The 24,425-nt window shown below is 61.9% G+C and carries 24 protein-coding genes; 9 read left to right on the top strand and 15 right to left on the bottom strand.

The window, feature by feature from the left end:
- Positions 1 to 2: 2 nt before the first annotated feature.
- The 10 genes from H0241_RS00115 to H0241_RS00075 all read right to left on the bottom strand — a co-directional run bounded on the left by H0241_RS00115 (position 3) and on the right by H0241_RS00075 (position 9,414).
- On the bottom strand, positions 3 to 947 hold the full coding sequence (locus H0241_RS00115) for a 3-hydroxyacyl-CoA dehydrogenase (protein ID WP_181055418.1): 945 nt from the start codon (positions 945 to 947) through the stop codon (positions 3 to 5).
- 76 nt (positions 948 to 1,023) lie between these two features.
- Entirely contained in the window at positions 1,024 to 1,797 is a 774-nt protein-coding gene (locus H0241_RS00110) for an enoyl-CoA hydratase (protein WP_328824576.1), read from the bottom strand.
- An 82-nt stretch (positions 1,798 to 1,879) separates the two neighbouring features.
- Positions 1,880 to 3,106 carry a CaiB/BaiF CoA transferase family protein gene (locus tag H0241_RS00105; protein WP_181055416.1) on the bottom strand — a complete coding sequence of 409 codons (1,227 nt, stop codon included), beginning with the start codon at positions 3,104 to 3,106 and terminating at the stop codon, positions 1,880 to 1,882.
- A 40-nt stretch (positions 3,107 to 3,146) separates the two neighbouring features.
- A complete protein-coding gene (locus H0241_RS00100; RefSeq protein WP_181055415.1) occupies positions 3,147 to 3,950 on the bottom strand; it encodes an enoyl-CoA hydratase-related protein in 804 nt (267 codons plus the stop codon).
- Between the two features lie 69 nt (positions 3,951 to 4,019).
- Positions 4,020 to 5,240, bottom strand: a complete 1,221-nt coding sequence (locus H0241_RS00095) for an acyl-CoA dehydrogenase family protein (RefSeq protein ID WP_181055414.1) — start codon at positions 5,238 to 5,240, stop codon at positions 4,020 to 4,022.
- Between the two features lie 207 nt (positions 5,241 to 5,447).
- Complete coding sequence (locus tag H0241_RS36080) at positions 5,448 to 5,573, bottom strand: hypothetical protein (RefSeq protein WP_268926394.1); 126 nt, start codon at positions 5,571 to 5,573, stop codon at positions 5,448 to 5,450.
- A gap of 207 nt (positions 5,574 to 5,780) precedes the next feature.
- On the bottom strand, positions 5,781 to 7,133 hold the full coding sequence (locus H0241_RS00090) for an NAD(P)/FAD-dependent oxidoreductase (protein WP_181055413.1): 1,353 nt from the start codon (positions 7,131 to 7,133) through the stop codon (positions 5,781 to 5,783).
- A 132-nt stretch (positions 7,134 to 7,265) separates the two neighbouring features.
- Positions 7,266 to 8,003, bottom strand: coding sequence for a sensor histidine kinase (locus H0241_RS00085; RefSeq protein WP_181055412.1), 738 nt, complete (start codon positions 8,001 to 8,003; stop codon positions 7,266 to 7,268).
- 180 nt (positions 8,004 to 8,183) lie between these two features.
- Positions 8,184 to 8,828: an NADPH-dependent F420 reductase gene (locus H0241_RS00080; protein WP_181055411.1), complete on the bottom strand. Its 645-nt coding sequence runs from the start codon at positions 8,826 to 8,828 to the stop codon at positions 8,184 to 8,186.
- Positions 8,829 to 8,967: 139 nt separating this feature from the next.
- Positions 8,968 to 9,414, bottom strand: coding sequence for an Rrf2 family transcriptional regulator (locus H0241_RS00075; RefSeq protein ID WP_181055410.1), 447 nt, complete (start codon positions 9,412 to 9,414; stop codon positions 8,968 to 8,970).
- Positions 9,415 to 9,692: 278 nt separating this feature from the next.
- Here H0241_RS00075 and H0241_RS00070 point away from each other — a divergent pair, with 278 nt between their 5' ends.
- Both H0241_RS00070 and H0241_RS00065 read left to right on the top strand, forming a co-directional pair.
- Positions 9,693 to 9,998 (top strand): hypothetical protein, encoded by a 306-nt coding sequence (locus H0241_RS00070; protein ID WP_181055409.1) that lies wholly within the window; start codon positions 9,693 to 9,695, stop codon positions 9,996 to 9,998.
- A complete protein-coding gene (locus H0241_RS00065; protein ID WP_181055408.1) occupies positions 9,947 to 10,357 on the top strand; it encodes a threonine/serine exporter family protein in 411 nt (136 codons plus the stop codon). Before H0241_RS00070 ends, H0241_RS00065 begins: the two co-directional genes overlap by 52 nt.
- Here the strand turns inward: H0241_RS00065 and H0241_RS00060 are convergent.
- The 5 genes from H0241_RS00060 to H0241_RS00040 all read right to left on the bottom strand — a co-directional run bounded on the left by H0241_RS00060 (position 10,347) and on the right by H0241_RS00040 (position 18,142).
- Positions 10,347 to 12,320, bottom strand: coding sequence for a cyclic nucleotide-binding domain-containing protein (locus H0241_RS00060; RefSeq protein ID WP_328824575.1), 1,974 nt, complete (start codon positions 12,318 to 12,320; stop codon positions 10,347 to 10,349). The genes H0241_RS00065 and H0241_RS00060 overlap by 11 nt on opposite strands.
- Before the next feature lie 11 nt (positions 12,321 to 12,331).
- Positions 12,332 to 13,204: an HlyD family secretion protein gene (locus H0241_RS00055; RefSeq protein ID WP_181055407.1), complete on the bottom strand. Its 873-nt coding sequence runs from the start codon at positions 13,202 to 13,204 to the stop codon at positions 12,332 to 12,334.
- A gap of 100 nt (positions 13,205 to 13,304) precedes the next feature.
- A complete protein-coding gene (locus tag H0241_RS00050) occupies positions 13,305 to 15,641 on the bottom strand; it encodes an ABC transporter permease (protein ID WP_181056119.1) in 2,337 nt (778 codons plus the stop codon).
- The gene (locus H0241_RS00045) at positions 15,641 to 16,816 is read right to left on the bottom strand and encodes an HlyD family secretion protein (protein WP_235983929.1); all 1,176 of its coding nucleotides are present in this window, start codon (positions 16,814 to 16,816) and stop codon (positions 15,641 to 15,643) included. The genes H0241_RS00050 and H0241_RS00045 overlap by 1 nt, the downstream gene beginning before the upstream one ends.
- A 51-nt stretch (positions 16,817 to 16,867) precedes the next feature.
- Complete coding sequence (locus H0241_RS00040) at positions 16,868 to 18,142, bottom strand: patatin-like phospholipase family protein (protein WP_181055406.1); 1,275 nt, start codon at positions 18,140 to 18,142, stop codon at positions 16,868 to 16,870.
- A gap of 529 nt (positions 18,143 to 18,671) precedes the next feature.
- Here H0241_RS00040 and H0241_RS00035 point away from each other — a divergent pair.
- The 7 genes from H0241_RS00035 to H0241_RS00005 all read left to right on the top strand — a co-directional run.
- Entirely contained in the window at positions 18,672 to 19,325 is a 654-nt protein-coding gene (locus tag H0241_RS00035; RefSeq protein WP_181055405.1) for a hydrolase, read from the top strand.
- Positions 19,326 to 19,396: 71 nt separating this feature from the next.
- On the top strand, positions 19,397 to 19,684 hold the full coding sequence (locus H0241_RS00030; RefSeq protein ID WP_181055404.1) for a XapX domain-containing protein: 288 nt from the start codon (positions 19,397 to 19,399) through the stop codon (positions 19,682 to 19,684).
- A gap of 27 nt (positions 19,685 to 19,711) precedes the next feature.
- Entirely contained in the window at positions 19,712 to 21,601 is a 1,890-nt protein-coding gene (locus H0241_RS00025; protein ID WP_181055403.1) for an amidohydrolase, read from the top strand.
- A 15-nt stretch (positions 21,602 to 21,616) separates the two neighbouring features.
- Positions 21,617 to 22,114 carry a DoxX family protein gene (locus tag H0241_RS00020; RefSeq protein ID WP_181055402.1) on the top strand — a complete coding sequence of 166 codons (498 nt, stop codon included), beginning with the start codon at positions 21,617 to 21,619 and terminating at the stop codon, positions 22,112 to 22,114.
- Between the two features lie 98 nt (positions 22,115 to 22,212).
- Entirely contained in the window at positions 22,213 to 22,893 is a 681-nt protein-coding gene (locus H0241_RS00015; RefSeq protein ID WP_181055401.1) for a YoaK family protein, read from the top strand.
- Between the two features lie 58 nt (positions 22,894 to 22,951).
- On the top strand, positions 22,952 to 23,470 hold the full coding sequence (locus tag H0241_RS00010; RefSeq protein ID WP_181055400.1) for a Dps family protein: 519 nt from the start codon (positions 22,952 to 22,954) through the stop codon (positions 23,468 to 23,470).
- 720 nt (positions 23,471 to 24,190) lie between these two features.
- Positions 24,191 to 24,425 (top strand): helix-turn-helix domain-containing protein (locus H0241_RS00005; protein WP_210284707.1); only part of this gene is annotated, 235 nt, incomplete at its 3' end.

Here is a 24,425-nt window from a genome sequence, read left to right as displayed (position 1 = left end):
GGTCATTTCTCCTTCGTGGGAATTTCGGCGTAGGCGACGCCGGACAGATTGCCTTGGGCGAAGAGAAGCGGGCGTTTCTCGGAGCCATCGAGCTTTGCGGTATAGACCGAGCCGCCGAGATCGGTGACGAACATCCGATCGCCGGCAACGTCGAGTGCGATGCCGATGCCTTCCATCAGATCGCTGACGACGAGCTCAGGTCCGTATCCATTTCTGGTCGGCGCATCGATTGAGCTGCGATTGACGGTATTGCCGGCCGGCGGATTTCCGCGATCCGTCCAGTAGAGAAAGCGGCTTTCGAGGTCGAGCTCTAGATCGATCGGCTCGGGCAGGTCGTCGAACAACACTTCTATGTCCGTTCGACCAGCGGCATCCTCGCCCCTGGGCAGGTTCATGCCTGCCCGGAAGATGCAGCCGATACCGGCATTGTCGGGACCCTTCTGCGTCCAGTAGATTTGTCCACGCACGGGATCGACCGTGATGCCGACGCACCATTTGGTAGCGTCGCGGCTGTCGTCTTCGCCCTCGCCGGTTCGAACCAGCGTCTCTACATTCGTACCGTTGAGATTTGCGCGCATCACTCGCATACCCTCGCGGTCGCACCAGTAGAGTTTGCCGCTCCGCTTCTCCAGGTGGATCTGCTTTGGCGTATGGGTGATGCCTTGGGGGACGATGACCCTGCGATTGCCTCCATCGAGGTCGGCTCGCTCGATGGAACCGTCGTCGAGGCTGGGCACGCCCATATTGGTCCAGTAGATATGGCCGGCCTCGACATCGACCACGATGCCATCGGGCAGGTGGCAATCGGTGACGATGACCTTCCGGTCGGAGCCGTCGGGGTTCATCGAGTGGATGCGGTCACCACTCAGCTCGAGAACGAACAGTCGGCCAACCGTGTCCTTGCTGCCCGATGTTGATTTCGACTTCGTCGCGGAAGCGTCGTTCATGGATCTCTCCTTTCGCGGCCTGGGGCCTAGATGCCAAAGTGCGGCATCACGCACATTCGATCGCAAGCCAACCGCTCTATGCGGCCGCCGCGGGTTTGCTGGTTTTGGTGAAGTCAGGTGGGCGCTTTTCCAGAAAGGCAGTCAGCGCTTCCTTCGCCTCCTCGGAGCGGACATGCACGCTGAACGCCTCGTTCTCGGCCTGCATCGCCGCCTTGACCTGTTCGCGGAAGGAACGCTTCAGAAGTCGCTTGGACGCTTGCAGCGCACCAGCCGGTTTGGCTGCCAGCTTGTGCGCTGTTTCGGTCGCCACCGGCAGCAGGTTCTCATCGAGCACGACCTGCGTGACCAGTCCCAACTCCGTGGCGCGCCTGGCATCGAATGGCGATCCCAGCAGGATGAGTTCGGCCGCGCGGATATGCCCGATCGCAGCAGGAACGGCGTAGCTCGAGCCGAATTCCGGCACCACGGCAAGGTTGATGAACGGCATCTGAAACCTGGTGCTTTCGCCCGCATAGACGAAATCGCAGTGCAAGAGCACGGTGGTTCCACTGCCGATTGCGGCGCCACGCACGGCCGCAACGATCGGCTTGCCGAAATCAGCCAGCGCGTTCATCAATCGGGCCTGGGGAGATTCTCCAGCGCCTGGAGGGTTCTTCAGAAAATCCTGGATATCGTTGCCGGCGCTGAATGCGTCTCCCGCGCCATGCCAAAGCACCACGCGGACGCTGTCGTCCCTACCTGCCTCATTGAAGATGTCGGCGAGCTTCGCGTACATGCTCGACGTCAACGCGTTCTTCTTTTCCGGCCGGTTGAGTTCAACGCGAAGTACGCCTTCGGACCGTTCCGTCACTATCTCATCCATCGTCTTCAATTCCCGTCCGTCCAGGATCTGTTTAAGCTCGGCAAAGCTCGAGCAGCTGCGGTACTTTGCTCTAGGCGGCACGTCCTGGCGCCTTCGGAACGGTACCGCCGGCGTGCAAGCTGTCTATCTCGCCGGCGTTGAAGCCGAGCTGCATCAGGATCTCTTCGCTATGCTCGCCAAGCTCGGGCGCGCGTCGGGCCGGCGCCTTGGTGACGCCATGCACCTGCAGCGGGCTGCCGATCGTGAGGTTGAGGTTGCCGCCGGCACCTTCGAGCGGCACGACAATGTCGTTCGCCCTGAGCTGCGGATCCTTGATCACGTCGGCAGGTGCCTGCACCACGCCAAAGGTGAGATGGGCGTCTTCGAAGACTTCGATCCAGTGCGCCATCGGTTGCGCGGCGAAGGTCTGGTCCAGGATCGCGGTGAGCTGCCCCGAATTCGTTGCCTGTTTTGCAGGGTCCACGAAACGGGCATCCGTCAAGAGATCCGGACGGCCAATCGCATTTGACAGGGCCGGCCATTTGTCCGGTGTCAGTACGATCAGGAACCATGTTTCGTCAGCCGCCCGATAGACATTCAACGTCGCGTTCGGCGGGTTGGCGCGATCGTGCAACGGGAAGAACGTGGCTTCGGCAAGTGCTGCCTGTGCCATGACTCCGGAGGCCCAGACGCCTGCGGCGAGCAACGAGGTGGTGACGTACGAGCCCTTGCCAGTGCGTTCGCGTCGGTAGAGCGCGGTGACGATTGCCGAATAGAGGCTGACGGCCGTCGCATGATCGCCGCTGCCGGTGACCGGGAATGTCGGCGGAGCGCCCGCATCCCTCGTCAGCGACAGCAGGCCGCTTCGCGCCCAGTACGCGGTGAGGTCGAAGCCCGGAAGCTGGGCGTCAGGCCCGTTGTCGCCATAGCCGGTGACATCAGCATAGATCAGACGCGGATTCCACGCCGCGACGTCGTCATAGCCGAGCTTCAGTTTTTCGCGCGCCGGATGGGGCGTGTTGACGATCAGTACATCCGCCCACTCGACCAACCGCCGCAGAACTTGCTGCGCTTGCGGCGACTTCAGGTCGAGCGCCAGTCCACGCTTGTTGCGATTGTTGAGATGCCAGGGATAGTTGTCCTTTGACCGCGGCTGCGGCGGGACCTTGTAGCCAATGCGCCACGTGTCGCCGGTTGGCGGCTCGACCTTGATCACGTCGGCGCCGAAGTCGGACAGGATGACCGCGGCGGCGGGCCCCGCGATGAAGCTGGCCAGGTCCACCACCTTCAGTCCGGCGAAAATGTTGTCGGTTGCCATAGGGCTGTCCTTTCTGAATTGCCGTGTGCGTCGGGTTTCTTCAGTGCCCACGAAACTGTGGCGCACGCTTTTCCAGGAAGGCGGTCGTGCCTTCCTTCTTGTCCTCGGTCGCGGCGCATAGCCCGAAGTAGGCGGCCTCAAGCAGCTGGCCTTCGCCCTGGCTCGTCTCCATCCCCTTGTTTGCCGCCTCAAGCGCGAACCTGATGGCGATCGGGGCGTTGGCGGCGATCTTGTGCAGGATCGCGTCGGCGCGTGCGATGAGCTCGGCGGCCGGAACGATCTCGTTGACCAGCCCGATGCGGTACGCCTCCTGTGCAGTGATCATCTCGCCGGAAAGGATGAGCTGAAGAGCGCGGCCCTTGCCGACGAGCCGCGGCAGCCGCTGCGTTCCGCCACCGCCGGGCACCAGACCCAGTGCGACTTCCGGCTGGCCGAACCTGGCTGTTTCCACCGCGATCCTGATGGTGCAGGCCATCGCTGTCTCACAGCCGCCGCCGAGCGCGAAGCCGTTGACGGCAGCGACAACCGGCTTGCCGAGATTTTCGATGAGGTCGAGCACGCTTTGCCCGAAGCGGCTGGACTGCTCGGCCTCGAATGCCGATACCTGTGCCAACTCGCTTATGTCGGCGCCTGCGATGAACGCCTTGTCGCCGGCGCCGGTCAGAATGACGCCGCGTATCGCAGCATCGTCGCGGGCATCCTCGAACGCCTTTTTCAGATCCGACCATGTCGGTGTGTTGAGCGCGTTTAGAACCTTCGGGCGATTGACGGTGACGTAGGCAATATTGCCCTTCTTCTCATAGAGCACGTTTGCGAGCGGCAGGCCCGCCGTTTCCACGGCCATGATGATACTCCTGTTCAGGAAAGGGGGGGGCGAGCCAGGGTGGGGGGAGCGACCCCGGCTCGCCGCTTCTCACACGAATGCGCCAAGGCCAGTGATGGCTTTACCGACGATCAGATTCTGCATCTGATAAGTGCCTTCGTATGAGTAGAGCGCTTCGGCGTCGTTGAAGAAGCGCGCGACATTGTAGTCGGCGACGATGCCGTTGCCGCCAAGCAGCTCGCGTCCCCATGAGACCGTCTCGCGCGACTTTGCCGTGCAGAACGCCTTGGCCAGCGAGGCGTGGTGGTCGGCGAGCTTGCCTTCGTCATCCATCTGCGCCAGGCGAACCATCATGCACTGGCACGCGGTCACATTGGCAAGCATCTTGGCGAGGATATCCTGCACCATCTGGAATGACGCAATCGGCTTGCCGAACTGCAGGCGCTCCTGCGTGTATTTCAGTGTCGCCTCGAACGCGCCCATCTGGATGCCGGTCGAAGCCCAGCCGACCATGTAGCGCGTCATCCGCAGCACCCGTGCGGTATCGCGAAACGAGTTGCCGCCCTGCAGGCGGTTGGCTTCCGACACGCGGACGTCCTTCAGTGTGATCTGGCCGTTCTGAACCACCTTGAGCGCAATCTTGTGCTCGATCTTCTCGACGCTGAATCCCGGCGTCGTCTTGTTCTCGACGATGAAGCCCTTCACCTGGTTGTCGGCGAGGTCGCGTGCCCAGATGATCGAAACGTCGCACCATGTCGCGTTGCCGATCCAGCGCTTCTGGCCATTGAGCACCCACGTGTCGCCCTCGCGCTTGGCGGTCGTCGTCATCCCTCCGCTCGTGCCCGAACCAACCAGAGGCTCGGTCAGGCCGAAGCAGCCGATCTTTTCCCAGCGCGCCATCGGCGGCAGCCACTTCTGTTTCTGCTCCTCCGAGCCGTCGAGATAGATCGAGCCCATGGCGAGGCCACTGTGCACGCCGAAGAAGGTGCACATCGAAGCGTCGACGCGTGCCAGCTCCATGGCGACGAAGCCGAACAGCTTCTGGCTGCCGCCGGCGCAGCCATAGCCCTCATAGCCGAGGCCGCCGAGGCCCAGCTCCTTGAACGAAGGCAGCAATTCGAAGGGAAACGCGTCGTCGGACCAGTATTTGTTGATGATCGGCTGGACCTTGCTCTCCATGTAGGCCCGCACCTTCTTGACCACCGCCAGCTCGTCGGGGGTCAGCACATCGACAAGCTGATAGAAGTCGCTGTTCGGCGCCGGCAAAGGCTTCGCCTGCCTCTCATCCTTCGTTGCGGTTGCCACTGCCATCCTCGTTCTCCTGCTCGATTGTCCGATCTCTCGGAATGAAGTGTGTGAGCAGGACTATGGCTTCGGGCGGCGCTTTCTTCTTGGAGAACTCTGCGGCGGGTAGGACGCCTGTGCCCGATCATGCGCATCCGGATTCGTATATGGAGTGCCATGAATCGCGACCCACGAACGGGGAGCCAAAACGGACCGGCGAAGAGACCTCTCGCCCTATCGAGGCGCTGCCTGTTCCACGACGAGACCGGAAACGGCAATGGTTATGTCAGGCAGCTTGGCGGCAAGATCCGCACTCATCAGCGTCAGCAGCTTGGCGCGGAGTGCCGGCCTGCTGGCCATGAATTCCACCAGCTGCCGTGGCGCCCACAATGTTGCGTGCTGAAAATAGTAATATGGGATTATCACCGCCTCGCCGACGAGGGGTAATAGTGAGCGTGTTGCCGGCGCCGATTTCCGCTCTGCCGTCGTTGCGCAGATGCCGTCCGCGCAATGCCCGTCAGCGAAGCGGCGGCTTCGAGAAATCGCCGCTTGGCGCGCCAGACAGATTCACGGCGCTGCGGTTTCCTTGACCGGAACTGCGCCACCTGCGGGTGGAGGCGGTTCGGAGATCAGCCGCGAACTGCGCTGGCCGGTCAGATAAGTCCACAGCCATTGCGATTGAACCCGCCAACGATTCTGAAGTTGGGGGAGCGCCAGCAGGTGAACGAAGGCCCATATGAACCAGGTCAGGAAGCCAGCCATTCTCAGATGACCGGACTCCAAGATCGCGTAGTTCTTGCCGACGACCGCCATGTTGCCCTTGTCGCGGTAGCGAAACGCGCCCTTTGGTTCGTGCCCTTTGATTTTATCGGAGATCAAACGGCCGACATATCGCCCTTGCTGGATCGCCGCCTGCGCAACGCCGGGCACGGGTCGCCCGTTCTGCTGCTGTATGGACGCCGCGTCGCCGACCACGAATATGTCTGGTTGACCCGGCACATTGAGCGAAGGCTCGACCAGCGCCCTGCCCGCACGATCGGCCTTGGCGCCAAGCATGTGGACGACCGGCGATGCGGCCATGCCTGCCGTCCACAAAACAGTTGCACTTGGAATTCTGTCGCCTCCCGCGATCACCCCCTCAGCGTCGACACTGTCGACCTTGACGCCGAGCAAGACCTTGACGCCGAGCTTGGCAAGATGTCTGGCGACCTTCGTTGACAGCGACGGAGCGAAGGTCGGGAGAGCCCGATCTCCTCCCTCGATCAGGGTGATCGTACTGGTTGCCGGATCGATCCGCCTGAAATTCCCACGCAGCGTCACCCTCACCATTTGTGCGATCGACGCCGCGAGCTCGACACCGGTCGGTCCGGCGCCGACGAGCACGAAATTCATCTGCCGCGCGCGCTCATTCTCGTCATCGGTCGCTTCGGCCATTTCGAAGGCGCTCAGGATTTTGGTTCGGATCGCCTCGGCATCGGCGAGAGTCTTGATCCCCGGTGCAAAGGCTGCGAACTCGTCATGGCCGAAATAGCTCGGGCGCGTGCCCGTGGCGACGACGAGGAAATCGAAGCGCACCTTGCGGATACCGATCCCGGGATAGAGGGTATCGACGGTGCGATGGGGCAGATCGACGCCGACGACGTCGGCGAGCATCACATCCAGATTGGCCTGCTTTGCCTCCAGCTGCCGGATCGGCGCCGCGATCTCGGACGGTGCCAGCACGGCGGTCGCCACCTGGTAGAGCAACGGCTGGAAGATATGATGATTGCGGCGATCGATCAGGACCACGTCCGCATCGGATCGCTTGAGGGCCCGCGCTGCTGCAACGCCGGCGAAACCGGCACCCAGGATGACTACCCGCGGCCGCCTTGTGTGCGAACCATTGGCGTCAATTTCAGAGGCATCAATCTCGGCCAACATCGCTCATCACCTCATGGCTTGTGCATCTGGCCGATCTGACGGCCATACAAAGCGATACCTTCCCAATGCACATCCTGCTTGTACCGATGTGCCGCGAGCGGAATGGCTTTGCGGCGTTCGGATGGTGGCAACTCACATCACCGGCAGCCACAGATCGACGGTGGTGCCGCGATGAGGCGCGCTGGCTATCGACAGCCCGCCGCCCTGGCGCTCCATGACCTGCCGCACCGTGGCCAGACCGAGGCCGGTTCCATTTGTCTTGGTTGAGAAGTGGGGCTCCCCCGCCATTTCCAGCGTGGCCTCATCCATTCCGCTGCCAGTGTCGGCGACGGTCAGGCGGATCATCGAGTTGCCGCCGCGCACCGGACCGGCGGGATAGCGATCCGGTGCAACCGCGATGGTCACACGCCCACCTTCCGGCATCGCGTCACGCGCATTCAAAACGAGATTGAACAACACCCGGTCGATCAGTTGCTGGTCGATGAAGGCCTTGGGAAGAGTCTCGGCGATGTCGAGATCAAGACGAATGCGTCCTGACAACAAGCTTGCAAGCGGCGCCTCAAGCCGTCGCAGAAGGCTGCCGACATCGACTGCGGCAAGCTTGGCCGGTTGGGGGCTCGCAAAGTCCACCAGTTGCCGCGCGAGCGTCTTGGCGCGGAAGGCACAGTAGATGGCGCCGTCAATCCTTTTCAACTGCCGCGCCGTTCCGGCCCCGCGACCTTGCATCTCCTCCAGGACCGACATGATCGGCGTCAGAAATATGTTGAAATCGTGAACGATGGAGGCAAGCAACATGCGCGGATCGGGAGCCAGGCAAATATCGTCGTCAGCGACGCGCTGCCCGAATGTCATGTTGAGATTATCGGCCATGGCTTCTCTCCATCGAGAGCGTTGTAAAGTCCGGTTTCCGTGAGTTGCATCTGACCACGTCTCAAGAGTCGGGGCTTGTACGCAGCATCCGATCCTTTGACGTTTCTCGCGGCATCTTCCCGGCAAGTTCAGCATGCCTCAGCGCCGGCCAACCGATCTCGACCTTTGGTCTGGCAACCGTCAGATCTTGATGAAGTTGATGGACGCAAGCGCACCAAATGGCAACGAAGCCAGCGGGCCGCCGACGTCCAGCCCACCGAGATCGACCGGGAAATGGCCCGTCTGTTCGAGAAGCTTGCGGACCGTGGCCTTCGCATCGGCATCGTCGCCCGAATAGAACAGAACCCTCTGGCCACCCGATGGGGCCGGCTCCGGCAGGACCTGAACGTCAAGATGGTTGAATGCCTTGACGACGCGCGCGCCCGGGACGAACCCGCGGAACACCTCGCTTGAATGCTTGCCGCCGAGATCGATCGCCTTGATGCCATAGGCAGCGAGCGGATTGTTCGGATCCTTGGCGTCCGGCGAGTCCGGGTCGAGGAACTCGACGGGATTGGTGGCGTCGATCACAACACGGCCGTTCCACCCAGGCAGGCCGCCCAGCGCTTTTTCGAGATCGACCCAGCGCAGTGCAACAAGGACGATATCGGCGCTCGCGGCCTCCTCCGCGGTTCCAGCCTTGATCGAAGCGCCGAGCTCCCCGACGAGCCCGGCCAGCGACTCCGGGCCGCGGCTGTTTGCGATCGTCGCTGAAACCCCCCTTTTCGCCAGCAGGCGGGCCACGTTGGAACCGAGGGCACCCGCTCCGATAATACCAATGCTCATTCGTTACTCCTGATGATGTGGGGCCGCGTGGTTTTCGGAACCGCAGCGCCCCGTGCCGTTCGTCCCGTCACGTTCGGCCTTCAGAGCCGAACGAAATAACTATGTGTCACTGACACGATTACGTTTAAGCCAAAAAACTTCACCATTCCAGTGGAATGCTGAATTTCCCAATGCGTGCGACCTCCGCGGCAATATCGGCGATTGTGACCTTTGCCAATTCGTGCTCAAGCGCTTTGCGCGCACGCATCAACGTTGGTTGCATAGCTTCCAGGATGTTGCCGCCAACCGCGCAACTCTCGCAGGGCGGTGTCCGGTGCAGGGAAAACAGCTCGGTATCCTCAACTGCTTCATAGACGTCCAGCAGCCGGATCTTCTTCATGGGTCTCGCCAACAGTGCTCCCCCGCCCGCACCGAGCTGCGACCGGGTCAACCCGGCGTCGCTCAGGCGTGACAGAAGTCCCCTGATCACGACCGGGCTGGTGTTGACCGAATAGGCGAGATCTTCGGAACGCAGCGGCGTGCCGTCGCTCACTGCGAGCGCGGCAAGGATGTGAACGGCGACGGCAAAACGTGTGCTGGTTGGCATGACAGAATCCAATAGTGTGTCACTGCTACTATTACATATTATTGCCCTCGTCAACGAGACCCTTGCTCGGTGCCTTGGCGCGATAGAGCCCGAAATGGGTGAGACGCTGTTGACAGCACAAACATGCAGCCGACGCAAAGCCGATACAATCAATTCCTGGCGGCACCGTTAAGCTCGCGGCAGAAACGATCAAGCGACCGAAAGCCCGAAGCAACGATGTTTGGGGCTCGAACTGAACAGTAGGTCGCCGTCGAAACCCACACGAAAGGAGAGCATCTATGAAGGCGATCGCGACGCTTGCTGTCATGAGCATTCTTACCACGCACGCGGCAGCGATTGAGCGGCACGACACTTCGCAAATGTCTTGTAAGGTAATCGGCTCAGCCCTTGAACTGGAGCAAGGTTCCATTCTTCGACACCCGTCGTCACGCGTGGAGAACCTGATGCTTTCGGACCTGTACGTGGGTGATCGTCAGTCCTGCGGTCCCGATCAGACGGCCGTGCCGGCGCGGGTTCCTGCCGAGGGTGGCCCATGCAGTGTCTACCGATGCGCAACGGTCACCAAGACGTTCAAGCGGCTCTGAAGAAGCGCCCGGCAACATGCAGGCGGAACTGCACGCCGCTGGCACAGCATTTCAAGATGCCGGTCATCACCTTTGCCCTTCCCGGCGTGGTCGCGATGATTCCGGGGGCATACGCCTTCTGCGCAGGCATCGGCGGGCTCGGCATCATGGATGCCGGGGCGGATGCCCCGCTCGCGCTGATCGGTGACACGATCGGACTGGCGATCACAGCGATCCTGATGACCGCGGCAATTGCAGTCGGCCTGTTGTTGGCGCTCGCCGCCCCGTTCGTGACCTCCACCCAGCAATCGACCCGACCGGAGCTGCGCGATAGTTTCTTTCGCGCGTTGATCGCGATTGGTCCGAGGGTCAGAGTTTGAACAACTGCCGGATACGCGCCCGCAAGGGCGGTATCGTCGACGCGGCGTTGGCTCCGTCGCCTCGGCCGAGCCGAAGCTGCTCCGATGCATTCCTCTTCGCGAGGAGCAAGGCCAGTTCATCGGCGATCGCGGGGCGATCCCGCAACAACGGCGCCAGGCCCTCCTGTGTGATCTCATACACGACCACCAAGGTGAGAGCCTTGACGCTGCCCAACTCTCCGGCCTCCGTCAGGAGACCGCCTTCACCAAGGCAGTCGCCGGGCGCAAGACGCCCCAGTACCATCTCGCTTGCGCCGTCGCGCCGGTTGACGGTTACAACGCCACTGCGCACGATCATCAGCGACTTCAACACCTCGCCCTGCTCCGCGAGGGTCTCCCCCTTCCGGAACGTCCGGCGCGTCATCGTCGAAGCGAGTGCCTCCTTCTCGTCCTCGGTCAGCGACGCAAACAGCGGGATCGCGTCCAGCAGCCGACGTGGTGTCGTATGGAAGCCGAACGGCATCTCGACCTCATTCGGATCCGGGAATTGAGGGCCGGCAGATCCCAACGGCGCGGCAAGACTGAGTCCGGCCGCCTTTGCATGACGGAAGACCAGATCGAAGATCTCGCTTTTTGCCTTGCCGGCGAGAGCTCTGTCGGCGACCCGGAAATCAAGCTCCAGTTCCACCGCGCCTCCGTCCAGCGACACGATCTGCACGCTCGGCTCCGGTTGCGCCAATATCGAATTGCTGCTGAGCAGAACCGCGCGCATCACGTCAGCCATCGTCGACGGTGCGGTGCTCGACCGAAAACGGACCGTGAGCGTCACGCCATGGCTCCGTTCGGGACTGCTGAGATTGGTGAGCCTTGCTTTCGCCAGGTCGCTGTTGGGGACAACCACCAGGTCGTTTGCACCCGTCAGAAGATGCGTGGCCCGCCAGTTCGTCTCCACCACCTTGCCTTCGATGCCGTTGCTCAGCACAAGCCAGTCGCCGATCCCGTAAGGCTTGGCGAGATTGAGTGCTATGCCCGAGAAGACGTCACCCAGGGTGCTCTGCAGGGCAAGGCCGAGCACAATGGCGACTGCGCCGGATGTGGCGATCAGCGTTCCGACCGGAGCGTTGAAGACGTAGGCGATAATCGACAGGACCGCTGCCACATAGATGATGCCGACAACAAGATCCTGAAGAAGCCGCCCTTCACGGGGCTTTTGTTCGAGGATGAGAAAAACGCGGACAACGCCGATCAGCGACCATGCGGCATTGACCCACCAGATCACCTTGACGATGCCTAGGAATACGCGCTCCAGCGTTGAGATATCGGCCGGACCGACCGCGTACGGGAGGATCCCGTGATAAAGCAGCAGCGCTGTAAGCGCCAAAAAGAATGCCAGCTGACCGACCAGCCGCAGCGTCGGTCGGCCGCGAAGCAGAATGCGCGTGACCAGTGCGCCGATTGCCGCGACCATACCGGTTTGGACGATGGGATCGGCAATGACGTTGGATAGATGTGCGTAATCAACCATGGGATTGGGAGCCACATATTGTTCAACGACAAGGGGACCCGGCGCGAAAGCCCTGCCGTGCAGGCTTGCCTCGAGGTCGGCGGTGGCGGCTGAGACTGCCGCTCGAATTGGACTGGACGTCATTTTGCGGGCAGTGAAGAACTGCTTGTTGAAGAAAACGGTCACATGCGGCAGGCGCCCGCGCACGATGTCGCGCTCAAGATTTTCAGGAATGTAGACCGCAGCGACAGCTTCGCCCGAACGCACCGCCGCCTCGGCCTCGCAAAGTTCGCAGGAGCGCATCGTTGCCTTGATGCGCGACGCCGAACAGATTGCGTCAACGAAGCTTCTGGACGCTGCCGATCTGTCCCGATCCACCACCTCGATGAGACCGTCGCGGACGATGGCCCTCCTGACTATGGCGCGCAAAGCCGACGGCAGTTTTGCCGGTCTTTCTGCGGCGGCCACCACCAAACTCATCCGACGAACCTTCAGGTCCCGGGTTGAGTGCTGAGCCAGACGGTCATGCCCGGTTCCAGCCCTTCGACACTGCCGTCTGGCTCAAGGCGGAGCCGAAAGGAATTGAGATCGTGATCGCCGACGGCACGGGCGGCGCGCCAGGTTGCGAATTCCCCCAATGGACGCAGTTCCGTCACGCGAGCATCGATCTTGCGCCCGTCCTGCACCGTCAGCATCAACGTTTTGCCGAGCGTTATGTCGTGCAGATCGTCTTCGCGCAGCGTGAACGCGAAAAAGGCCTGGCCATCCGCCTCCATCGTCATCACCGGCTTTCCCGGGCCGATGATCTCGCCCGGCTCGGCAACGCGGATGCCTATTGTGCCGTCCGCCGGTGCGATCAGCCTGGTCTTGTCCAACTGGGCCTGGAGATCACTGACTGTCGCCTCGGCCAGCGCTACCTGGGCATCGGCCAGAGCACGTTCCTCGGCGGTGGGACCGGCGCTCGCTTCCGCAGCTTGCGCCTGTTTGAGATCAAGGTCGGCCTTCGCCTTTGCAAGCGAGGCCGAGCTCGTGTCGAGCGTTTGTTTGCTGGCGAAGTCCTTGCCGGCAAGTGCCGAGGCGCGGTCATACTGTTGCTGGGCGAGCAGAAGGTTGGCTTGCGACGTCTGGATGGCCTGGTTGGCGATTGCCACCTCTTCCGCCCGCGTGCCCGAATAGACATGATCCCGCTGTGCCTTGGCGCTCGCCGCGGCGGCTTTGGCTTCACCGACAGCTGCCGTCAGTTCCGGATTGTCGAGCACGGCGAGAAGATCGCCCTCATGGACATGCTGGCCCGCAATGACGGCCACCGTCGCCAGTCGCCCCGTAGCGTCGGGGGCGATGCGAATCTCGGTCTGCCGAACCATGCCAGCGATCGGCGGCTTTGCCTGCTCTGCCGACGCTTCGCAAACGAAGCAGATTATCGCACCTGCCGCAGCCAGTGCGACTGCCGAACCATATCGCGACCTAACGAGCATCGGACACCCTCCGGCCCATGGTGATTCTGGCTGAGGCGATCGCAAGGGCCGCGTAGACGCCGGCTAGCACCCACAGCCACATCCAGTCTTTCGAGACGTCCGTCACAGTCGCTCCCATTTGATTGACCCGCACCAGGCCGTCGATCCCGAAGGTGCTGGGAAGGATGAAGCTGGCCGTCCGAAGCATTGGCGGGATCGCTTCCAGCGGCCATGCGACGCCGACCAGAAAGAAGATCGGAAGACTGATGGCAATGAGCAAGAGAACCGCGGTTTCGCGTCGCTTGAACCAGCTGCCAACGAACTGGCCGAGCAGGCTGACGGAGAGGATATAGGGAATGGCCAGGACGGTCAGGTCGAGCACATGATTGTTCGCCGAGAACCCGTAGACCCTCGACAACACGATGAGGAACAGCGCGAAGCCCGGCAATGCCAGCAGCAGATGCGCGAGACTTTGACCAATCACCGCTGACATCGTGCCACGACGGCGGCGCGCCTCGTGGCCGCCCCGCTCGTAGGCCACCCCGCCCAGCGTCGCCGACCCCATCAGCAGCGTCTGCTGCAGGATCAACAGGAAAGCGGCCGGAACGACGTAGCTGCCGTAGCCGCCGGTGGGGTTGAAAAGAGGCTGGTTCAAAATCTCGACCGGCGAGCTTTTCGCGAGAGCCGCCCGGTAGAGGCTTCCATCCGGCCGGGCGCTGCGCGCCGCGAGATCAGTTGTGACCGCGCCCACACCTTCCTGAATGCCCTGCAGTGTGCGGTTGTAGAGCAGGAAATAGGCCGAATCGACATAGACAGGCAGCCTGGCCTGATCGCCCTTCAGGATGTCGCGCTCGGTTCCTGCCGGAATGCTCAGGATGCCGAACACTTCCCGGCGTGCGAGCGCGGCCTGCGCTTCGGCCAGCGTCGTTGGCCGAAGCGTCACCTTCACCGCTTCGTCAGCATTGACGGCCTGGATGATCGTGCGGCTGACGTCGGAGGAATCGCCGTCCACGACGGCGATGGGGATGTCCTTGACAAGTTGGCCCAGATAGGGCTGCGGGTAAAACACGCCGTAGATGATCGGCGCCAGAACGATCAGGCCAAAGGCGCTGCGCTCACGGATGATCCGGCCATATTCGTTCGCGAATGCTCGAACGATGCCGCCTCGAGCGCTGTCTTGTTCAGGGGCTTCGACCGGCTCTGGCCGCGGATGCCGGGCAACAGATCGCAACCTCAGCCAGGCCAGACCGAAATAGAGGATTGCCAATACGCCCAGCATCATGAAAGGCCCGGCGGAATTCCCGGCCGGTACGCCCCGAGCCGCCTGGTCGAACAGGATCTGGATGTACCAGCGTAGCGGCAGCATCGCACCCCAGGCGCGGGAGAAGCCGTTCATCGCCAGCGCGGGAAAGCCGACGCCGGCAAAGCCGAATGCCGGCGAACAGATGATGCCGGTCAGGCTCAGACCAAAGGCAAGGTTCCTGACGAGAAGCTGCAGAAGCGCCCCCAACGACAGATAGGCAATGATCAGCAGGCAAGCGCCGGCGGCCACCAGCACCGGGTCGCCGCGGAAAGGTATTTCGAAGATGCCGTGAATGATCCCCAGCCCGACAGCCATCATGACGAGGAAGATGCCGAAATAAGGTGCCAGCTTGCCGACGAGCGCGATGAGCATGCTGTCGCCGGCCGTCGCCAGCCATTCCCTGACGTTGCGGGACCCGAATTCGGAGCCGACCGCATAGCCGGCGGAAATTGCGGTCACGATGTGGAGCACGGTCGGCAGGATCGCGCGCAAAAGGAACTGGGCGTAGTTCAGGGCGGGATTGGTCAGAACATATTGCTCAACGACAAGCGGACCCGGCGCAAAGGCGGCGCTGCGTGGCCCCGCCGGCAGGTCGGCAATTGCTGCCGATATCGCTGCCTGCAACGAATTCGAGGCAACGTTGCCGGGCGTGAAGAACTGCTTGTTGAAGAAGATCACGACCTGCGGCCGGCGCGCCGCCGCGATATCGCGTTCAAGATTCTGTGGGATATAGACAGCGGCGATGGCTTCGCCGGAGCGGACGGCGTGCATGGCTCCGTTGAGATCGGAGGAACGCCTCGCAAGATCAACGCCCGGTGCCGAGTTGATCGCCTGCACAAAGGTTTCGGACGTCCTCGACCTGTCCTGATCGACCACGTCGACCCGCAGATCACGGATGACGGCATTACTGAATGTGGCGGCGAGGATCGCAAAGGCAATCAACGGGATTCCGACCACGAGCAGCAGGGCGACCTTGTCGCGCCAGATCCAGACCACCTCGCGGCGAGCGACATCGACAATGCCGAAACGACGCCCGCTGGCCATCAGTGCACTCCGTTCCAATCGGCGTAGGCGCTCATGCCCGGCCTGAGGTTGGGGAGCTTGTCGACTGGATAAGCCCGCACCTCGAAGGTCCTGAGGTCGAAATCGCCCGTCGCACGCGTTGCGCGCCAACCGGCATACTCACCACGGGTGGCGATAGTCCGCACCTCGACGGTTATGGGCATGTCGCCAAGTGCAGGGATTTTGACCGTGAACCTGTCGCCGACCTTCAGACCCTTCACCAGGTCCTCGCGGAGATCGAAATGCAGCCAGACGTCGCTGAGGTCGACCAGCGAAAGCAGCGGCACGCCGGGCGAGACATACTCGCCGAGTTCTGCACCGACCTGATAGACCTGCCCTGCAATTGGCGCCTTGACGGTCATCTCGTCGACCTGCGCCTGCAAGGTTGCGATTGTCGCTTCCGCCTTGGCGACGGCAGCCTGTGCCACGCCGCGTTCCTCCGCGGTATAGCCGGCAACAGCTTCCTGATAGGCGAGCTTTGCCTGCTCCAATGTTCGGGTGGCCACATCCAGCGAGGCGGTCGCCTCGTCGAGCTTCGCGACCGACTCGAAGCCGCCCTGGGTGACCTGCTTGACGCGGTCGTAGGTCTGCTGGGCAAGCGTCAAGCTGGCCTGCGCCGACGCGGCCTCGGCCTTGCGTTCCGCCACCACTTCGGCGCGAGTGCCGACCTGGATGCGCGTGAAATCCGCCTGGGCGACGACCCTCGCTGCCTCCGCCTCGTTGAGCTTCGTCAACAGCTGCGGGTTGTCGATCGCCACCAGCAATTGCCCGGCCATGATGTTGTCGCCGCGCGACACCGGTCGCCGTCCGACCCTGCCATCGATGCGAGCCGCAATGTCGACGCGTGTGGCATCGGCCTCGCCCTGGACCAGAAGCGGCTGCGGCCGGACGAGATACCACAATGACAGGCCAACGATCGCCAGCACGCTGAGCGCGACGATAATCGCAGCTACTCTGGATGTTCTGGGTGGCTCGGAGGCGGCGAGCTGGTCCGGGATCGGCGCGCGAGGGCCTGGTTGCGGCAATTCCGCATCAGGGCTTTCAATGCTTCGATCCGGAGCTTCGAGACTTTGAGAATGGGCGACCGGCGCGACACGATCGGGCGGCAACGACTCGCCGGTCGAATCCGATGGCTTGGTCATCGGGTCACGCGACATGTCCGACACTGTATTTCTCCGCTTTGTTTGGACAACGCCTGATAGCGATTGTCATCCGGTTGTCTCCAACTGCTTTCTCGAAAGGGCCCGACCACTCGTCGGAGGTTGAGCTCGATGGGCGCTTTCGCATAGCCGACCCTCGACGGAAGGCTCATCGCAGAATCCAGGCGGTGTCTTGTTCCATGTGACGCCGTTGCGGCCCATCTCGTAGCCTTTCGCGTAAAGCGCGCGCATGAAGCTTTTGTCGAACGGGCTCTTGGCCTCGACGGTGAAATCGGCCGGGATGTCTATCGAGTTGAAGTCGATCCCGTCACGTTTGGCGACGGCGTAGAGACGGTAAAGGTCGCCGATGGCTTGCGTCTTGATCAGCGAGGAAAGCGCCTTCTCGGCTATGCCGGGCAAGGTGGCCTTGACCGAACTGTACTCCGGCGTGGTTCGGCCGTTGCGGATCACATAGAGCCTTGCGTTCACCTTCGTGTGGAACGCTTTGTCGAGGTCGCCGAGCGTCAGCCCGGCCGGCATGAGGAAGACCTCGGTGGCCGCGCCGCCATCGACATGCATCTCGTGATAGGTCTTGCCGGCCGCGGTCACTTCGAGGTCGACGGGCGGAAAGATGCCGGGAATGGACGTGGAGGCGAGGATGACCTCGTTGAACAGTTTCCTGCGATCCGGCCGCCCACTTGCAGCGATGGCCCCCATGTCCCAGATGACAGCCCGATCGGCATCGAGATTGGTCGTGCCGATAAACAGGCGGCGTCCCTTGGAATACTCGCCGGCAATCTTGGCAAGCATGGCGTCGGTGATGTGTTCATCGAGCATCCTGGCGAGCGGCGCGTTGCTGGTGAACGAGCCGCTGGAGAGTGCGCCGAGAAGGCTGTGCCTGGTGTAAATATTGGCGTCGGTAACCTCGGTGAATCCGGCCTTGAGTTCGTCGTCATAGGCCGGACCAAGGAAAGCAAAGGGTGCGATCAGCGCGCCGGCGCTGATCCCGGTGACGATATCGAATTTTGGTCTGGTCCCGGCCTTGGCCCAGCCTGCGAGAATGCCGGCTCCGAAGGCGCCGCTGCTGCCACCGCCCGACAGTGTAAGGGCGTTCAGTGCTCTGACATTTATGGACGGATCGGCCTTCGACGCCTTCAGCCTCTCATCGTGAAATCGGACAAGTCGTTCGGCGGGATAGCTGGCATAGGAATCGCCCCAGAGCCGGATATCGCGCTGATAGCCGGGCGGCTCGGCCGCCGACGCCAATTGCTGTGGGACGCTGTCACGGGGAACGGCGGCAATGCATCCTGTGAGCTGACTTGCGCACAGGCCAAGCGCAATCATTCTGGCCCCTGCCCTGCGGGAGCGACGGACGAGATTGCAGCCGCGCTGAAAGATGCGCGGGGTGGCGGGAGACCATGCAGTCGTGCGGCGAGAGAAGGACCGGGACCAGCTGCCTTCCGGTGACCATGAGGTCCGGACTGTCGTCATTGACCCTTCCTCATTGAAGCCAACGCCTAGCGAAAGAGGCTGGCAGCAGACTGCTCCTCAGCCGTCTCGACACTTCTGCTCACGAAGCATCCTTCGACCACAGGCCGGTGTCCGGCGCTTGTACAAAGCGCTGGGCTTTTTGACGTCTCATGCATGATCGATATCGGAACTCGCGCCATCCGAAGTAGCCGCCGGTAATCCTGCGAGAACTGTCAAAAGCGCGGACACTTCCTACAAGCCCCGAATTTCAGCGCGTGGTCAGGTGCGAACCACGGAAACGAGGCCTCCCGACCCCTCTCGATAGCGCTGCGTGTAGTCGCAGACACATTCGCAGGGCAAGGCTCCGCACCGAACGTCAATCCCATCCCAAGTGAGGACGACCATGCCGACAAATGCCACTCCCAAACCCGGTTCAGAGCTGATTTCGCCGAAGGACCACACGCTGATCATGATCGATTTCCAGTCGCAAATGTCCTTTGCCACCAAGTCGATCGATGCCGTCCTGTTGCGCAACAACGCCGCGCTGGTCGCCCATGCCGCGGCAGGCTTCGGCGTTTCGACGATCCTGACCACCGTGGCCGAGAAGACGTTCTCGGGACCGATGTTCGACGAGATCACAGCTGCCTTTCCCGGCCAGCCGCTGCTCGACCGTACCTCCATGAACACCTGGGAGGACGCCGCCGTCATCAAGCAGGTCAATGCGATCGGCAAGAAGCGTCTCGTCCTGTGCGGCCTGTGGACCAGCGTCTGCATCGTCGGCCCGGCGCTCTCCGCACTCGACCAGGGCTTCGAGGTCTACGCTATTGCGGACGCCTGCGGCGACGTCTCCGACGAAGCGCATGAGCGCGCCATGCAGCGGATGATCCAGGCCGGCGTGCGGCCGATGACATCGCTGCAATACCTGCTGGAACTGCAGCGCGACTGGGCTCGCGGCGACACCTACGACATGACGACTGGCTTCGCCAAGAAGTTCGGCGGCGCTTATGGCCTCGGCGTCATCTATGCCAAGACCATGTTCAGCGCGCACGAAGGCTAGAACGTCCGGAGTGGCGCTGGCGATTTCGCCGGCGCCACCAGGCAGTCCCTTCCGTTCTCCTGGAGCGCCCCATGAAACCCTATGTCATCTCGCTTGCCGCCGGCCTTCTCGTCGGCGTCATCTATGGACTGTTGAATGTCCGCTCCCCCGCACCGCCGATCATCGCGCTTGTCGGCCTTCTTGGCATCCTCGTCGGCGAACAACTGCCGCCGCTTGTCAAGAGCCTGTGGCGCAACGAACCGGCGGCTCTGTCGTGGCTGCATCAGGTACGCCCGCATGTATTCGGGCATTTGCCTCAAGGCGGCATGCCGTCCGAGGCATCGGAAGTCCGGCGCGCAGACAAGAGCACACAGGGTTGAATTCCAACATCTGCGAGGCAACGAACCATGGTTGAAGACACCACCGCCGACCTGATCCTGCATCATGGGCTGATCACCACGCTTGACCGCTCCAATCCCACGGCGAGCGCCGTCGCCATCAAGGACGGCAAGGTCCTGGCTGTCGGCCACGACCAGGATATCATGGCATCAGCTGGCGCCAGCACCAGGATTGTCGATCTCAAGGGCAAGCGTGTGCTGCCCGGGCTGATCGACAACCATACGCACGTCGTCCGCGGCGGGCTGAATTTCAACATGGAACTGCGCTGGGACGGTGTCCGCTCGCTGGCCGATGCCATGGCGATGCTGAAGCGGCAGGTCGATATCACTCCGCCGCCGCAATGGGTGCGGGTCATCGGCGGCTTCACCGAGCATCAGTTCGCCGAAAAACGCCTGCCGACTATCGAGGAACTCAACGTCGTCGCCCCCGACACGCCGGTGTTCATTCTCCATCTTTACGATCGCGCTCTGCTCAACGCCGCAGCACTGCGCGCCGTCGGCTACACCAAGGACACGCCGAATCCACCCGGCGGCGAGATCGCCCGTGACGCGACCGGCAACCCGACCGGTCTGCTGCTCGCCAAGCCGAACGCCGGTATCCTCTATGCAACGCTCGCCAGAGGCCCGAAGCTGCCCTTCGACTACCAGGTCAATTCCACCCGTCATTTCATGCGCGAACTCAACCGTCTCGGCGTGACCGGCGTCATCGACGCCGGCGGCGGCTTCCAGAACTATCCGGACGACTACGCGGTTATCCAGAAGCTTGCCGACGACGGCCTCATGACGGTGCGGCTTGCCTACAACCTCTTCACGCAAAAGCCGAAGGAGGAAAAGGACGACTTCCTCAAATGGACCTCCTCGGTCAAATACAAACAGGGGTCGGACTATTTCCGCCACAACGGCGCTGGCGAAATGCTCGTCTTCTCGGCCGCTGATTTCGAGGATTTCCGCGAGCCGCGTCCGGACATGTCGCCGGACATGGAAGGCGAGATCGAGGACGTCATCCGCATCCTTGCGCAGAACCGCTGGCCGTGGCGGCTGCACGCCACCTATGACGAGACCATCAGCCGGGCGCTCGACGTCTTCGAGAAGGTTAACCAGGATGTTCCGCTCGAGGGCCTGAACTGGTTCTTCGATCATGCCGAGACGATTTCCGAGGAATCGATCGACCGGGTCGCAGCGCTGGGTGGCGGCATCGCCGTCCAGCATCGCATGGCCTACCAGGGCGAGTACTTCGTCGAACGCTACGGCCAGGGCGCCGCCGAGGCGACGCCGCCGATCGCAAAGATGCTGGAGCGGGGTGTGCGCGTTTCGGCCGGCACCGATGCCACCCGTGTCGCCTCCTACAATCCATGGGTCTCGCTCGCCTGGATGATCACGGGGCGCACCGTCGGCGGCATGCGGATCTACCCGCGCCGCAATTGCCTCGACCGTGAGACGGCGCTTCGCATGTGGACCGAGAACGTCACCTGGTTTTCGAACGACGAGGGCAAGAGGGGCCGGATCGAAAAAGGCCATCTCGCCGACCTCATCGTCCCCGACAAGGACTTCTTCGCCTGTACCGAAGACGAGATCTCCCTTCTCACCTCCGAACTCACCATTGTCGGCGGCAAGGTGGTCTACGGCGCGGGCGATTTCGGTGCTCTCGACGAGAGCGCCGTCCCGCCCGCAATGCCGGACTGGTCACCGGTGCGCGTCTTCGGCGGCTATGGCGCCTGGGGCGAAGCCGACGGAGCCGGGCGCCATGTGCTGCAAAGAACTGCGATCACCTCCTGCGGCTGTTCATCCGCATGCGGTGTTCACGGTCACGACCATGCCGGCGCCTGGACGTCGAAGCTGCCGGTGTCCGACATCAAAAATTTTTTCGGTGCGCTCGGCTGCAGTTGCTGGGCCGTCTGATCCAGGGAGCCATTCATGAACACGAAAGCTATCCAGGCGGTTGAACAGAGTTTCATCGGCAGACTGCTCACCGCACCTGCCCTGCGCATACTCGCGCTGCTTGCCCTGTGCGCCGCCTATATCCAGGGGCCGATCGTCAAGCTCCTCGATTTCGGCGGCGCTGTCGCCGAGATGGAGCATTTCGGACTGTCGCCCGCGCCATTCTTCGCCGCTGCTGTCATCGTCTTCGAATTCGCAATGTCAGCGCTGATTTTGACTGGTTACTGGCGTTGGATCGGTGCGCTGGCGCTCGCCGCCTTTACACTGGCCGCGACCTGGATAGCGCTGCGGTTCTGGGAACTGCCGCCCGGCCCCCAGCAGTCAATGGCCATGAATGCTTTTTTCGAGCATGTCGGGCTTGCCGGAGCCTTTGTCTTCGTTGCCGCCAACGACCTCGCCAATCGCCGGAATTCAAGACCGGCCCAATATCGTTCCTTCGGCCGAGCTGCCGCTCCCGACATCCAAAAAGGGTAGCTTCAAATGATAGCAACGGTCCGAGAACGATCGTTGCTTGCACACGCTCTGAGTTCGGACCTGAATCGTCAGCGAAAATAGCGAAAGCGGAGATATCCATGGCCAGACCGTCGCTCGGTGTCCTTCTCAGTTTCAACGGCGGCTACGTCGACACAATGGGCTTCCTGGCCCTTGCCGGCCTCTTCACCGCCCATGTCACGGGGAACTTCGTGACGCTGGGCGCGGCGCTTGTCTTCGGAACGACAGGGGTCATCGCAAAGCTCCTTGCATTGCCGATCTTCTGTATCGTCATCCTGCTCACAAGTGTGTTGTCCCTTCGGCTCAAGCTCGCCGGACGAAGAGCCATCGTCACACTCTTGTCCCTCATGTTTGTGCTGTTCGCGATCGCCGCCATCGCAGCCTACGTTCACGGTCCTGTCTCGAATGGCGACTCGGTGGCTGCGATAGGCATCGGGATGACCCTCGTGACGGCCATGGCGATCCAGAACGGGCTGCACCGGGCCCATCTTTCCAAGCTGCCGCCGACGACGCTGATGACCGGCACGACGACGCAGATCATGATCGACCTCGCCGACCTCATGTCCGGCACGGCAACCGATCACATGCGTGAGGTCAAGGAGCGGCTGAAACGCATGGCAACTAGCCTCTTCTGTTTTGCAATCGGCTGCGCTGCCGCGGCACTGGCCTTCGTCGCCTCCCCGACCTGGTGCTTCGTCGTGCCTGTTGGCCTGGTCGCCATCAGCCTCTTGACCCTTTCCGACGAAGCCTCTCAGGCGTGAGCCCGACAATGTGTCAAGCACCCGCCGGATGTCCGCCCTTGCAACCAGGAACTGTCTCATGAACACGACCGGTAAATCGCGTATAGCTTACGACCTAAAGACCCCGACCGGCCTGAGAATGGACGCAACGAAGGACATCGGGGCCGCCGCGACGGTGCTGCTTGCCGACATCTTCGCGCTCTATCTGAAGACGAAGAATTTCCATTGGCACATGTCGGGTCCCCATTTCCGCGGCTACCACCTTTTGCTGGACGACCAGAGCGCGGAAATCCTTGCAATGACGGATCCCTTGGCAGAGCGGGCGCGCGCGCTCGGCGCCGGCACCATCAGGTCGATCGGAGATATTTCCCGCCGGCAGCGGCTCCAGGACAATGACGCCGATTTCGTCCACCCGCACGAGATGCTCGCCGAACTGCGCGAGGACAATGCAACGCTGGTGGCAAGCATGCGCACGATGCACGAGCTCTGCGACGAGTACGGCGACGTCGCCACCGCCAGCCTGCTGGAGAACTGGATCGACGAGGGCGAGAAGCGCGTCTGGTTCCTGTTCGAAACGCTGCGCGGCAGCAATGGGTGACCAGGTGGTGCCGCTGCAACGGCCAGTGTCTATCTGACTGAATGACGAGAAGGGCGCCTCCGCAGCGCCTTTGCCCCCATGGGGCTGGATACCTTCTAAAAGAATTCCATCGGAATCGGCTGCCAGATCGGCAGAGATCAACCGAATGGCGAGCGCCTTCGAGCATTTTGAGGCCGTGGCCGAGTTCAGAACCGACCTAATTGCACGTCGTTGCCGCCGATTACCGCACGCGTCGTTGCAGGGTCTTTCGAAAGCGCGTGAGCTGAGCTACGTGTGACGAGTGCCATCAACGAGAGGGAGAGAATTGACGAACAGGCCCAAAGCCGTTTCGTTCAGAACCCCAAATTTGTCCGCTAAGTAGCACAATAGGTAACACAGATGAGTAGAACGAAGCAAAATTGGCGGCCAGAATCTTGAAATTGTGCAGCAAAATCAATTAGTTAACGAATATTTGTGGTACCGTTGGCTGGGATCGCTTGCGACCCTACGTAGTTGTTTCTATTCGTTTTTTCCCGGCTCTAATCACCGATTTGTATCACAATAGGTATCACAATACGTAGTGGGCGCAACCAGAGGTACGCGGTCGAAGCCGCCGCTATATAGTGACATCCTCATGCAATGTCGACTCTATCAGCTATCCTGTGTCGTAAGCACACGAGTTGTCCGGATTAGGTAGCAGATGAGTTGTCCGGTTTTATCGCCAGCCAATGGAGGCTGGGGATGAAGCGGGCAGCATGGCTACAGGACCGGAGAATGCAGAAGTTTCGGGACGTTTTGAGCCGGTGGGATGGCGGCGATCTTTCGATGATGGAGGCTGGGGAGTTGCTTGGCATGTCGGAGCGGCAATTCCGGCGCTACCGAGACCGTTACGAAGAGGCTGGGGACGCTGGGTTGCTCGACCGGCGTTTGGGCAAGCTTTCGACGCGCCGGGTGCCGGCGGAAGCGATCGAGGAGA

It is taken from the genome of Mesorhizobium neociceri (assembly GCF_013520985.1).
Lineage (GTDB): Bacteria > Pseudomonadota > Alphaproteobacteria > Rhizobiales > Rhizobiaceae > Mesorhizobium > Mesorhizobium neociceri.
The sequence above is the reverse complement of the archived record's forward strand: the minus strand, read 5'-3'. Positions and strand labels throughout refer to the sequence as shown.